Raw genomic sequence first — 12,700 nt, forward strand, 5'->3', positions numbered from 1 at the left:
TGAGCCCCGCGCCACCGCCCCCGCCCCGGACCACTTCCGCTCCCGAACAGACGGACACCAGTTGAGCACCGATCAGATCGCCCCGGCCGACCCCGGCGGGCTGACCGCCGAGGACCTCGCCGACGAGGACCTGGACCCCGCCGCGCTCTCGCCCGAGCGCCGCCGCCGGGCCCGCGCCCTGCTGCGCGGCGCGCTGCGCCCGCACCGGGGCCTGGTGGCCGCCGCGATGGTGGCCGCCGCGATCCGCCAACTCGCCCTGCTGGCCGTGCCGTGGTGCGTGCAGCAGGCCATCGACGAGGGCCTGGAGAAGAACGACAGCGGCACCCTGCTGTTCTGGAGCGTGGCCACCCTGGCCACCGCCGTGGTGCAGTTCGCCGGCCTGTTCGGCTGGCAGTTCCTCTCCGCCTACGCGGACTGCAAGGTCGGCGCCGACCTGCGCTCGCGCCTGCTGCGCCACCTGTCCTCGCTCGACCGGGGCGCGCTCGCCTCGCGCGGCCACGGCGACCTGTCGATGCGGGCCACCCGGGACACCGACCTGGTCCGCGAGTGGGTGCACGGCCTGGCGATCTGGGTGGTGCTGGCCACCACCTTCGTGGTGGTGCTGCCCGCACTCGCCGCCACGGACGTCAGCCTGCTGCTGGTCGCCCTGGCCACCCTGCCGTTCCTGGTCTGGGTCAACCTGTACTTCCCCAAGCGCTTCGCCGCCGCCAGCGGCGAGCTGGCCACGGCGCACGGCGACCGGGCCGACGCGGTGGCCGACCTGCTCCAGGTCGGCACCGGCCTGCGCGGCACCGGCGGCCACCGCCCCCTGGTGGACCGTCACCACCTGGCCAGCGCCGAGGTCAAGCGGCGGACCGTGATCGCCGCCCGGGTCGAGGCGAGCTGGGCGGCCGCGGCGCCGTTCGTCCCGCGGATCGCGGTCGCGGCCGGGGTCGGCATCGGCGGCCTGGCCGTCCTGGACGGCTCGCTGAAGAAGGGCGCGCTGGTCGCCTTCATCTCCTGGATGGCCATCATCACCCTGGCCACCCGGGTCCTGGTGGACCGGCTGCTGGAGCGCGGCCAGGCCGACGTGGCAGCCGCCCGGATCGACGAGGCGCTCTCCATCCTCCCCACCGTGGTCGAGCCCGCCCCCGGCGCCGCGAAGCCGCTGCCCGCCACCGGGGCGCTCACCCTGACGGGCGTCAGCGCCGTCCGGGACGGCCGCACCGTGCTGGCCCCGCTCGACCTCACCGTCGCGCACGGCGAGTTCCTCGCGCTCGACGGGGCCACCGGCTCCGGCAAGTCCACCCTGCTCCGGCTGCTGGTCCGGCTGGACGACCCGGCCACCGGCACCGTCCGCTACGGCCCCACCGACCTGCGGGAGGTGACGCTGGACGAGGTCCGCACCCGGATCGCCTACGTGGCCCAGCGCCCCGTGCTGCTCTCCGGCACGGTGGCCGACAACCTGCGGCTCGGCCGCGACCTGCCCGAGGAGGCGCTGGTCGAGGCCTGCCGCACCGCCGGCATCCACGACCAGCTGGCCGCGATGCCGGACGGCTACGCCACCGAACTCGGCGAGGGCGGCACCGCCCTGTCGGGCGGTCAGGTCCAGCGCCTGGCCATCGCCCGGGCGCTGCTCGGCGATCCGAAGGTGCTGCTGCTGGACGACTCCACCTCCGCCCTGGACACCAGCACCGAGCAGCTGGTGCTGGAGCGCCTGAAGGTCTGGGCCGAGGACCGCACCGTGGTCTTCTGCACCCACCGCTCCGCCGTGCTGGCCGCCGCCGACCGGGTGGTCACGCTGGCCGCCCCGCTCCACTCCGCCGAGGCGGAGGACCGTACCGAGGAGGTGTCCCGTGGCTGAGCAGGCCGTGCTGAAGGACGAGGCCGACCAGAAGCAGGTGCTGCGCCGCGCGGCCCCGTACCTGCGGCCGCACCGCACCAAGCTCGGCATCGCGCTGGGCGTCGGGCTGGCCGATTCGGCCGCCCTGGTGGCCGTCGCGCCGCTGGTCGGCCTGGCCACCGACGCGCTGACGGACGGCGACCGCGGGGTGCTCGGCCTCGCGGTGGCCCTGCTGGTGGTGGTGGCGGTGGCGCAGCTCGCGCTGGCCCGCACCGGCGAGCTGCTGCTCATCAAGTCCGGTGAGGAGGTGGTCCGCACGCTGCGCGAGCGGGCCGTGGAGAACCTGGCCACCGCCCCGCTGCGCTTCCTGGAGACCCACCGCAGCGGCGAGCTGCTGCGCCGGGCGACCGGGGAGGTGGCCGCGCTGGCCGCCTTCGTCCGGCTGCACCTGCGCAACCTGGTCTCCTCGGGGGCCACCCTGCTCTTCACCGTGGTGCTGCTGGCCGGGTACTCCTGGCTGATGCTGCTGGTGCAGCTGGCCGTCTTCCTGCCGCTCACCCTGCTGGTGACCCGGTGGTTCCAGCGCGACGCCGGTGCCGCCTTCGGCGGCAAGGCCCAGGCGGAGGCGGCCGTCGCGGCCACCTTCACCGAGACCCTGACGGCCCGTGAGGCGCTGCAGACCTCGCGCGGACTGTCCGGCTGGAGCAGGCGCTTCGACCGGGAGAACGCCCACGCCGTCACCGCCGCCCGGCGGGCCCTGCTGGTGGAGAACCGGATCGACCTGGTCTCGCTGGTCGAGGGCCTGGCGCTGGTGGTGCTGCTCGCGGTCGGCGGCTGGATGGTCACCCAGGACACCATGAGCCTCGGCACGGTGGTGGTCTTCGTGCTGGCCAGCCGGAACCTGTTCGACTCCTTCACCGAGCTCTCCCAGCTGGTCGGCGAGGTGCAGGGCGCGAAGACCGGCCTGGCCCGGCTGCTCGAACTGCTCGACGCCACCGCCCCGTCGGGGCCCGCCGGTCCGGCCTCGCTGCCGGACCACGGCGAGCTGCGCTGCGAGGCGGTGGACTACCACTACCGCGCCGACCGGCGGACCCTGCACGCCGTCTCGCTCTCCTTCCCGGCCGGCAGCCGCACCGGTGTGGTCGGCGAGACCGGCTCCGGCAAGACCACCCTGTCCAAGCTGCTCTGCGGCCTCTACCCGCCGGACGGCGGAACGGTGAGCTTCGGCGGCACCGACCTGCGCGAGGTGCCCGAGGCCGAACTGCGGCGCCGGGTGGTGCTGGTGCCGCAGGAGGTCCGGATGGTCACCGGCACGGTGGCGGAGAACCTGGCCCTGGTGCAGGGCGCCCCGACCCGCGCGCAGATCGAGTGGACGGTGGAGCGGCTCGGCCTGGCCGACTGGATCGCCGGCCTGCCCGGCGGCCTGGACGCCGAGGTCGGGCAGCGGGGCGGGAACCTGTCGGCGGGGGAGCGTCAGATCCTGGGCCTGGTCCGGGCGGTGCTGGCCGATCCGGCGGTGCTGGTGCTGGACGAGGCCACGGCCGACATCGACCCGGCGACGGCCGCCCGGCTGGAGCACGCGCTGGACGAGCTGCGGGCGGACTGCACGCTGATAGTGATCGCGCACCGGCCGGAGACCATCGCGCGGCTGCCCCGGGTGGTGCGGATGGCGGACGGCCGGGTGGTGGCGGATTCGGAGGCGGCTGGTGTTCTGCAGTGAAGTTAGGCTAGCCTAAGCTCACTTGATCACCTTTCTGCCTCCGCACCGAACGGGCCGACCATGACCACCGAAGCCGCCGTGCCCGCCGTGACCGTTCCGCCCCGGCTGCGGATCGTCCGGCACCCGCTCAAGTACCGTTTCCTGGAAGTGAAGCGGGTGCTCCGGGTCACCCCGGGCACGGTGCGGGTCACCTTCGGCGGCGAGGCCCTGGAAGGCTTCTGCGAGCAGCAGCCCACCGACCACGTGAAGCTCTGCTTCGCGGAGGAGGGGGCTGCTGCTCCGGTCGAGCCCGTCGTGGTGGACGACACCTGGGTGGACGCCCCCGAGGGCATGTCCGAGCCGCTCACCCGGGACTACACCATCCGTCACTACCGGCGGGCGGAGCAGGAGTTGGACATCGACATGGTGCTGCACGGCACCGGGGTCGGATCCTCCTGGGCGGCCGCCGCCGAGCCGGGGATGAAGCTCGGCGTCTTCGGGCCGCGCGGCTCCGAGGTGATCGACTTCGTCCACGACTGGTACCTGCTGGCCGCCGAGGAGACCGCCCTGCCGGCCCTCGCCCGCTGGATCGAGATGCTGCCGGCCGGGGTGAAGGTGCTCGCCTTCGCCGAGGTCCCCGGCCCCGAGGACGAGCAGGTCTTCGAGACCGCCACCGACCTCACCATGACCTGGCTGCACCGCGGCACCGCCCCGGCCGGCACCACCGACCTGCTGGAGCGGGCGATCCGCGCCGCCGTCCTCCCCGAGGGCATGGGCTACTGCTGGGTGGCGGGCGAGGCCAACACCCTCAAGCCGATCCGCCGTCACCTGCGCAACGATCGCGGCCTGTTGAAGCAGCAGGTCGACGTGGACGGCTACTGGAAGCGCGGCACCGCCAACCACGACCACCACGAGGACGACGAGCACGAGCACGCCTGAGCCCGTCGTCCGACCGCACTCCTCCTGAGGACCCCCATGAGCACCGACACCCTCACCGCCCCGCCCCCGCTGCGGCGGGAGGCGGCCACCCGGCGAGGGCAGTCCACCGGGCGGCGGGTCGGCTGGCTGCTCGGCGGGCTGGTCCTGCTCGCGCTGCTGATGCTGGCCGGGATCGCCGTCGGGGCCCGCTGGGTGCCGCCCGCCCGGGTCGTCGACGTGCTGCTGCACCGTCAGCCCACCGACGAGGACTGGATCGTGGTCCACCACGCCCGGATCCCCCGCACCCTGCTCGCCGTCGTGATCGGCGCCGCGCTCGGCCTGGCCGGCACCCTGATGCAGGCCGTCACCCGCAACCCGCTGGCCGACCCGGGCCTGCTCGGCGTCAACGGCGGCGCGGCGGCCGCGGTGGCGGCCGGGACGGCGCTGTTCGGCCTGCGGGGCTTCCACTCCTTCGTCTGGTTCGCCCTCGCCGGGGCCGGAATCGCCGCCCTGGTGGTCCAGTTGCTCGGCTCCGGTGGCCGGGCCTCCGCCACCCCGGCCCGGCTGGCCCTGGCCGGCACCGCCGTCACGGCGGTGCTCACCGCCTTCGTCAACGGCCTGATCCTGCTCGACCCGCTCACCCTGAACCGCTTCCGGTTCTGGCAGGTCGGCACCCTGGGCGGCCTGGACGCCGCCGTGCTCCGCCAGGTGCTGCCCTTCCTGGCGGTCGGCGCGCTGCTCTGCCTGGCGCTGGCCCGCCCGCTCAACGCCCTCGCCCTCGGCGACGAGACCGGCCAGGCCCTCGGCGCCCGGCCGCTGCGCACCCGGCTGCTCAGCCTGCTCGCCATCACCCTGCTGTGCGGCGCGGCCACCGCCGCCGTCGGCCCGATCGCCTTCGTCGGCCTGGCCGTTCCACACCTCGCCCGGTACGTGGCCGGGGCCGACCAGCGGTGGGTGCTGCTGCTCTCCGCCGTCTTCGCCCCCGTCCTGCTGCTCGGCTCCGACATCCTCGGCCGGCTCGCCCTGCACCCCGCCGAACTCCAGGTCGGCGTCGTCACCGCCTTCCTCGGCGCCCCGCTCTTCATCGCCCTGGTCCGGGGCCGGAGGATCGCCCAGTTGTGAACACCCCCACCTCGCTGCGCCTGCCGCGCGGCCTCTCGCTCCGGCTGCACCCGCGCGCCATGGCGGTCTGCCTCCTGCTGACCCTCGGTCTGCTCGCCTGCGCCGTCTGGGCCCTGACGGTCGGTGACTTCCCGGTCCCGGCCTCCGGCGTGGTCGACGCGCTGCTCGGCTCCGGGCCGAAGGGCACCCGGTACGTCGTCACCGAGCTGCGGCTGCCCCGGGTGCTGACCGCCTTGCTGGTCGGCGCCGCCCTCGGGCTGGCCGGGGCGCTGTTCCAGACCCTGGCCCGCAACCCGCTCGGCAGCCCGGACGTCATCGGCTTCACGGTCGGCTCGGCGACCGGCGCGCTCGCGGTGATCCTGGTCATCGGCGGCAGCGCGGCGACCGTCGCCGGAGGAGCGGTGGCGGGCGGCCTGCTCACCTCGGCCGCCGTCTACCTGCTGGCCCGCAAGGGCGGCGCCCAGAGCTACCGCCTGGTGCTGGTCGGCATCGGCGTCAGCTCGCTGCTCGCCTCCCTCAACGCCTACCTGATCGCCCGGGCCTCCTTCACCGATGCCCAGAGCGCGGCCGTCTGGCTCACCGGCAGCCTCAACGCCCGGGGGTGGGAGCACTGCGGCCCGCTGGCCGTCGTCCTGCTGCTGCTCCTCCCGACCGCCCTCGTCCTCGGCCGCTCGCTGCGGCTGCTGGAGATGGGCGACGACACCGCCACCGCCCTCGGCATCCGCGCCGAACCCGTCCGCGCGGGGGTGGTCCTGGTCGGCGTGGCCCTCACCGCCGCCGCCACCGCGGCGGCCGGCCCGATCCCCTTCGTCGCCCTGATCGCCCCCCAGGCCGTCCGCCGCCTCACCCGTGCCACCGGCCCCAACCTGCTCGCCTCCGCCCTGCTCGGCGCGGTGCTGCTGGCCCTGAGCGACCTCGCCGCCCAACGCCTGCTGGCCCCCACCCAACTCCCCGTCGGCGTCCTCACCGGCGTGGTCGGCGGCCTCTACCTGGTCTGGCTGATCGCCCGTCAGTGGCGCCGCCGCTGACGGGCGACCAGCTGACGGGCGACCAGCCGCCGGGGGCCGGCGTCACGCGGGCGGCAGGTCGGTGAGCACCCGGGTGAAACGGTCCAGCAGTGCCCGGTTGGTGGTGCGGGCCACCGGAGTGTCGGCATGGATGGTGTTGACGAACAGGCCCTCGTCCGTGCGGTGCAGCCAGTGCAGGATGCCGTTGCAGCCGGAGACCCAGACGTGCATCCTGGCCCGCTGGGCGGCGTGCCGGTCGGCGCCGGGCAGCCGGCGGCAGTCCATGTAGGAGAAGAAGTTCACCGCGTAGGGCCAGTAGCGCAGGCTCGCGTACTGGGCGGGGGAGAGCAGCTTCCACGCCTTGACGAAGTGCACCGCGGCATGGGCCTGCGCCCGCCCGTAGGCGTCCTCGGCGGCGGGGAGCACGTCGGCGAGGCCGGCCCGCGGCCCGACGGCGAACTCGATCGGCAGGGTGTTGATGAACCATCCCATCGACTCCGCGTAGACCCCCCGGCCGCGTTCGTTGACCGGCATCAGCGCGCGGTGGTCCGCCGGGCCGCCCAGCTGCCGCAGGGCGACCGCGAGACCCGCGAGCAGCCCCATGGACAGCCGTCCGCCCGAGGCGCGGCAGGCGGCGCCGAACTCCTCGATCTGCCGGGCGGTCAGCAGCCGTTCGGTGCTGGTCACCGGCGCGTACAGCCGCCCGGGCTCGACCCCGAGGTCGAGGGGGAAGGGCGGGAAGAGGCTGCCGTTGCGCTCGTGGAACGCCCGCCAGTAGTCCAGCCGCGGGTCGTCGGCCCGCATGGCCCGGTTGGCCCGGCGCTCGCCGCGGCCGAACTCGAGGTAGCTTCCCGGCCGCGGACCCCCGTCGTCGGTGGCGTCGGTGGCGGCAGGGGCGTCCGGCAGCGCGGCCCCGTCGCGGGTGAGGCTCCGGTAGGCCGTGGTGACGTCGTTGACGGCGATCGCGGTGGAGAGGCCGTCGGTGACCAGGTGGTCGCAGGAGAACCAGACGGTGGTCGACTCCGGCCGCACCACCGCGCCCGTCGTGATCAGCGGCCAGGAGAGGGTGTCCACCTCCCGGAACGCCTCGTGGAGGTGGCGGGTGACCTCCTCGGGCGTCTCCAACGGGCCCTCGTAGACGTGCTTGAGGGCCACCTCGTCGGGGGTGAGGACCTCGCAGCCCAGGTCCCCGGCGAGGGGCTGGTACACCGCCCGCAGCACCTCGTGACGGTGCACCAGGGTGAGCAGCGCGGCGGCCAGGGCGTCCAGGTCCACCCGGCCGGGGAGCTCGAAGCTCGCCGCGACGTAGGACCGGACCGGTGCGTCGACGCTCTGCGCGTACTGGGCGACGGTGAAATGTTTCGCCTGGTTGTAACCGGTCATCCGGCGGGGGGCGGGGCCGTCGGCACCGGTCAGCGGGACCAGGTGCCAGCGGTGGGCCTCACCCGGGCCGATCTCGGAGTCGTCGACGGAGATCTGGAGCATGCCGCCCTCTTCTGCTGCTGTCGGTGCCGGCGGGGCGGCTGCGTGCCGCCCCGCCGAACGGGTGCACTGCCAACGCGTCCGCCGGGCCATCGGATACGCGCATCGGCCGAGCGGGTGACGCGGCGTCAGGAGCAGGAGTGCCAGGGGGAGTAGTAGTCCACGAAGAGGTTGACCGAGGGGTCGTACTCCACGACGCGCTCGCGCACGCACTGGCCCGGGGCGTAGACCTTGGCCGGTCCGGCCCAGTACTTGTACTGCTGGATCGAGGCGTCCGACCAGTTCCAGTACTGGTCGTTGCCGTTCTGGATCGCGATGTTGGTGTAGGTCGGGGTGCCGTAGTAGGCGGACTTCACGAACGACGAGCAGTTGTAGGTGCCGTCGTAGTACGTGTGGACGGTGCCGGCCGCGCTGCCGTTCAGGGCGTAGACGGTGCCCGACCAGACATGGCTGCCGGAGCAGCCGTAGCCGGCGGCCTGGGCGGCCGGCGCGGCGACGACGGCGGCACCGGCGAGCGCGGCCGTGGCGGCCGCGGTGGCCAGGAACTTGTGCACCTTGCTGAGGGACATTCGGTCCTCCCGGGTCGGGGACTGGCAGGTGGCCACCACCCTGCCGCCCCGTCGCCCGGGTGTCGTTGGCGTACCGTGCACTGCATTTTCCCCAGCGTCCACCGACCCCAACGGGCTTCCACCGAAGGGACGTTGACGATTCGTTGAACTGCTGCCACGGTGGTTCGGCACGCACGACGCGGCGAGGGTCTGGGGGGACCGTGCTTGAGCAGACCGTGCACCGGCGGCACAACCTCGCTCCGGAGGAGCAGTTCGAACGCTGGCGGGACCTGGTGCGGCGGGCGCACGCTCCGATGGAGGTGACGGCCTGCCAACCGGGGGTCTTCGAGGCCTCGCACCGCCTCATCCCGCTCGGCGGGGTGACCGTCTGGCCGGCGGCCTTCCAACCGGCGCGGATCCGCCGCACCCCGAGGCTGATCCGCCTCTCCGACCCGGAGGCCGTCCACCTCGCGCTCCCGCTCACCGGGCCGGTGGACATCACGCACGCCGGTACCGGACTCACCTGTCCGCCGGGCAGCCTGTACGTGCTGAGCACCTCACGGCCCTTCGAGGTGCGGCCGGTCCGGGCCGGCGTGACCCACTCCGGCATCAGCCTGGAGATCCCCCGCGACCGCCTGCCGCTGTCCGTCGAGGGGGTCACCAGGCTGGCGGCACGTCCGCTGCCGGCCGGCGACGGATACGGAGCCATCCTGGCCCGGATGCTCCATCAGGTGGTCCGGGAGGCGGACGGCTACCGGAGCCCGGACGGCCCCCGGCTCTCGACGATCATCACCGAGGTGGTCTCCGCGCTCCTCACGGCCTCGCTCGAGGACGGTCCGGCCGCCGGGGCGGGCCCGGACGTGCTGCTGCTCCAGGCCAAGGCCTTCATCCGGGACAACCTCCACGACCCCGAACTGACGCCGACGGCCGTCGCCGCCGCCCACCACATCTCGCGGAGCTACCTGCACCGGCTGTTCCACCGGGACGGGACCAGCGTGGCGGCCTGGATCCGGAGCCGCCGCCTCGAACACGCCCGCCGGGACCTCGCCCACCACAGCGCCGCCGCCCTGCCGATCCGCGCCGTCGCCGTCCGCTGGGGATTCCGGCACCAGGCCGACTTCAGCCGCGCCTTCCGCGCGGCCTACGGCTGCGCGCCCCGGGACTACCGGCAGCAGCACCTCCGCCCCGGCGGGAGCGGGCCGGCGGGCCGGGACTGAGGGCGGCCGGCCCGACCGGTCCGACCGGCACGTCGGGCGGCGGTGCGGGCCCGTGTCAGCAGGAGGTGAACGACACGGTGCCGGTGGGCTTGGTGACGTTCAGGTACTCGGTGGTGTACACGCCGAAGCTCGCCGTCCTGACCGCGTAGGCGACGGTCTGGTACTCGACGTTCAGCGCCCAGGTCTGCCCCGGGTTGAGCGTCATCTCCAGGGCGTAGGTGAGGGTCTTCGAGGTGTTGATCTCGGCACCGATGTGGACGGTGAGCATCTCGTGCGCCTTGGCCGAGATGCTCGCACTGCCCTTGTAGGACACCTGGTAGCTGACGCTCTGGTTGATCTTGGTGGGCACGTCGTTGGGGTTCTTGTAGCAGTTCTGGCGCTCGTTCCAGGTCTGGCCCGCACCCAGGACGACGGCACCCACGGTCAGACCGTGGCCGCCGAAGACGCTTTCGCCGCCGCCTCCACCGCCTCCACTGCCGCTGCCCCAGTACTCGGCCGGGCGGTACGGGTCGCCGGGGTAGTCGACGGCCTGCTCCCTGCGCCCGGTGATGACGACCGACTGGCCGCCCGAGAGCCAGTCGCCGACGTCTCCGAAGCTGATGCTGGCGTAGCCGTCACCGCCGAACGAGTCGCCGGGGCCCGGGTCGTCGGGGGTGCAGTCGGAGTAGGACGGGCCCCAGCAGCCGGCGGCGGCCTCCTGCGGGACGACGAGGGCCGGTACGACGGTGAGCACGGTGGTGCCGAGTGCGGCAGCCGCCGCGAACTTCCTGAGTTCCATGGTGTTCTCCTCTGGATGAGGTGTCGGGACGACGGAGGTCGCGACCGGGGCATGACGGGTCGTCAGCACCGGTCCTCGACCCAGGAGACTGGCAGAGCCGTGCGACGTTAACCAGGATGAATTTCGGACACCGCTCCCACATTTCCGCTCATGCGGCACGGCCGGTGTCACGGTCCGTGCCGGGCCTCCCGGGGGGAGGGCGATCGCCGGTCACGGGACGGGTGCTGACGAAGCTTCGGTGGAGGGCCGGTGAAGGCGGGGCGCCGGTCGCCGGTGACCGGTCGCGATCACACGGCGTACACGGACCCGGGGGCGAGAAGTGGCTTGATCATCGGCCGGATCAGTGAGGTCGGGGCAGCCGTGAACGGTCGGCCCGGGCCCGGGTGGGCTCGGCTCGTGCCGGGCCGTGTCGGAGGGGTGGAGGCCGTCGCCTGGGGGGCGACGGCCTCCGGCGGCTGACGGGGGATCAGCCGGTCTCGGGGGTGGTGGGGCTGTACGGGGTGTCGAGGAGTTCGAGGAGCCGGGGGTGGTGGAGGGCTCCGGGGAGGCGGGGGTGGTCGGCGAGGATGCCGGCCGTGCGGAGGCGGCCCAGGGCCGGCCGGGGGTCGAACGGGAGGTGGCCGCGGAGGGAGGCGGCCGAGACCGCGGGGGCGGCGCGGAGGTGGGTGAGGACGGCCATGGCGGCGGGGTCGTCGGTGACCCGGGCGAGGGCGGCGTCCAGGACCGCGCCGTAGGCGGTGACGGTGGTGGTGCGGTGGCGGGCGGTCTCGGTGACGGCGCGGGCGAAGAGCGAGCCCCAGCGGGTGAGGTCGCCGTCGGCGGCGGCGACCAGCGCGGTGTCGTGCGCGGCGTGGTGCTGCTCGGACCAGGCCTCCAGGTCGAGCAGCAGGCCCGGCAGCAGGTTGGCGCCGACCAGGTCGCACTGGGCGAGCAGGCGGGCCATCCGGCCGTTGCCGTCGGGGAACGGATGGATCGTCAGCAGTCCGGCCATGGCCAGCGCGGCCGCGTCGAGCGGGTGCGCGGTGGTGCGGGTGCCCCAGTGGTACCAGTGCGCGATCCGCTGCCGCAGCTGCGGGCCGGCCGCGGTGGCGATGGTGAACTTCTCGCCGTCGGGCCAGGTGACCGTGGAGGTGCCCTGGCGGAAGCCGCCCGGGTGGGTGATGTTGGGGTCCCCCTGGATCAGCATGTCGTGCAGCTCGGCGAGCGACTCCGGCGTGAAGCAGGGGCGGCGGCCGGGGTGTTCGTGCAGCTCGGCGCGGACCGAGTGGACGGCGGCCAGGCCGGCCGCGGTGCGGGTCTCGGCCGCGGCGGCGAGGAGTTCGGCCAGCCGTTCCGGGGCGATGCCGGCGGTGCGTTGGAGGTGGAGCTTGGGCCGCAGCCGGGGTCGGTGGAAGAGGTCGGGGTTGGTCAGGTGGGCGCGGACGGCGGTGGTCAGTTCGGCCAGGGCGTCGAGCGCGGCCCGGCGGTCGGCGGGCGGGACGGCGGCGGCGTCGAGCGGCGGTGCGACGGGGAGGACCCACCGCACGGCCGTCGTGGTGGAGCGGTCGTCCATCAGCAGGAGGTGGACGGCACGGCGCCGGTGGGCTCGGTGGCGTTCACGTACGCGGTGGAGTGCACGCCGAGGGTCTGCGTCACGTGCATGGTCTTCTTCCCCCCGGGTGAGGTGTCGGGACGACGGAGGTTGCGACCGGGGCGTGACGGGGCGTCAGCACGGGTCCTGGAGCCAGGAGGCGTTCTCGCCCCACGGGCCGTCCACCGCCGGGTTCGCCAGGCTGTCCGGGGGTGCGGCGGAAACACTGGCAGAGGCGCCCGATGTTAGCCAGAATGAATTTCAGCCACCGCGTCTGCATCCTCGCTGGCGGGGTGCGAGGAGTGTCACGGTCCGTGTCGGGTCGCTCCGGGCGGCTCCGGCGCCGGGGCGGCGGTCGGCCATGGGACGGGTGCTGACGAAGCTTCAGTGGAGGGCCGGTGAAGGAGTGGTGTGCCGATCGGCCCCCGCCGCCGGTGGCCGATCGCGATCACGCGGCGCACACGGGGCCGAGTCCGAGAGTGGCTTGATCGTTTCCGGCTCCCTCGGGTGCCGGTCGCCGCGCGGGCCGGTTCCGGG

10 protein-coding genes are annotated in these 12,700 nt (G+C 74.1%); 6 read left to right on the forward strand and 4 right to left on the reverse strand.

What is annotated here, in order from left to right:
• Window positions 1–61: 61 nt before the first annotated feature.
• Genes ACIA8O_RS31055 through ACIA8O_RS31075 form a run of 5 tightly spaced genes read left to right on the forward strand, consistent with a single transcriptional unit; the run spans window position 62 to window position 6,589 of the window.
• Window positions 62–1,843 carry an ABC transporter ATP-binding protein gene (locus tag ACIA8O_RS31055; protein WP_396297312.1) on the forward strand — a complete coding sequence of 594 codons (1,782 nt, stop codon included), beginning with the start codon at window positions 62–64 and terminating at the stop codon, window positions 1,841–1,843.
• The gene (locus ACIA8O_RS31060; RefSeq protein WP_396297313.1) at window positions 1,836–3,542 is read left to right on the forward strand and encodes an ABC transporter ATP-binding protein; all 1,707 of its coding nucleotides are present in this window, start codon (window positions 1,836–1,838) and stop codon (window positions 3,540–3,542) included. The genes ACIA8O_RS31055 and ACIA8O_RS31060 overlap by 8 nt, the downstream gene beginning before the upstream one ends.
• A 60-nt stretch (window positions 3,543–3,602) precedes the next feature.
• Window positions 3,603–4,460, forward strand: a complete 858-nt coding sequence (locus ACIA8O_RS31065; protein ID WP_396297314.1) for a siderophore-interacting protein — start codon at window positions 3,603–3,605, stop codon at window positions 4,458–4,460.
• 36 nt (window positions 4,461–4,496) lie between these two features.
• Window positions 4,497–5,561 carry a FecCD family ABC transporter permease gene (locus ACIA8O_RS31070; RefSeq protein ID WP_396297315.1) on the forward strand — a complete coding sequence of 355 codons (1,065 nt, stop codon included), beginning with the start codon at window positions 4,497–4,499 and terminating at the stop codon, window positions 5,559–5,561.
• The gene (locus ACIA8O_RS31075) at window positions 5,558–6,589 is read left to right on the forward strand and encodes a FecCD family ABC transporter permease (protein WP_396297316.1); all 1,032 of its coding nucleotides are present in this window, start codon (window positions 5,558–5,560) and stop codon (window positions 6,587–6,589) included. The genes ACIA8O_RS31070 and ACIA8O_RS31075 overlap by 4 nt, the downstream gene beginning before the upstream one ends.
• A 42-nt stretch (window positions 6,590–6,631) precedes the next feature.
• Here the strand turns inward: ACIA8O_RS31075 and ACIA8O_RS31080 are convergent, their stop codons facing one another.
• On the reverse strand, window positions 6,632–8,053 hold the full coding sequence (locus ACIA8O_RS31080) for a condensation domain-containing protein (RefSeq protein ID WP_396297317.1): 1,422 nt from the start codon (window positions 8,051–8,053) through the stop codon (window positions 6,632–6,634).
• A 125-nt stretch (window positions 8,054–8,178) separates the two neighbouring features.
• Window positions 8,179–8,619 carry a hypothetical protein gene (locus ACIA8O_RS31085; protein ID WP_396297318.1) on the reverse strand — a complete coding sequence of 147 codons (441 nt, stop codon included), beginning with the start codon at window positions 8,617–8,619 and terminating at the stop codon, window positions 8,179–8,181.
• A gap of 200 nt (window positions 8,620–8,819) precedes the next feature.
• On the opposite strand from ACIA8O_RS31085, the gene ACIA8O_RS31090 reads away from it, so the two are divergent.
• Window positions 8,820–9,815: a helix-turn-helix domain-containing protein gene (locus ACIA8O_RS31090; protein WP_396297319.1), complete on the forward strand. Its 996-nt coding sequence runs from the start codon at window positions 8,820–8,822 to the stop codon at window positions 9,813–9,815.
• A 55-nt stretch (window positions 9,816–9,870) separates the two neighbouring features.
• Here the strand turns inward: ACIA8O_RS31090 and ACIA8O_RS31095 are convergent, their stop codons facing one another.
• Together ACIA8O_RS31095 and ACIA8O_RS31100 are read right to left on the reverse strand one after the other, a co-directional pair.
• A complete protein-coding gene (locus tag ACIA8O_RS31095; protein ID WP_396297320.1) occupies window positions 9,871–10,593 on the reverse strand; it encodes a DUF6426 family protein in 723 nt (240 codons plus the stop codon).
• 466 nt (window positions 10,594–11,059) lie between these two features.
• Window positions 11,060–12,145, reverse strand: coding sequence for a Fic family protein (locus ACIA8O_RS31100; protein ID WP_396297321.1), 1,086 nt, complete (start codon window positions 12,143–12,145; stop codon window positions 11,060–11,062).
• Window positions 12,146–12,700: the final 555 nt, after the last annotated feature.

The sequence above is a fragment of the Kitasatospora sp. NPDC051853 genome (assembly GCF_044452665.1).
Lineage (GTDB): Bacteria > Actinomycetota > Actinomycetes > Streptomycetales > Streptomycetaceae > Kitasatospora.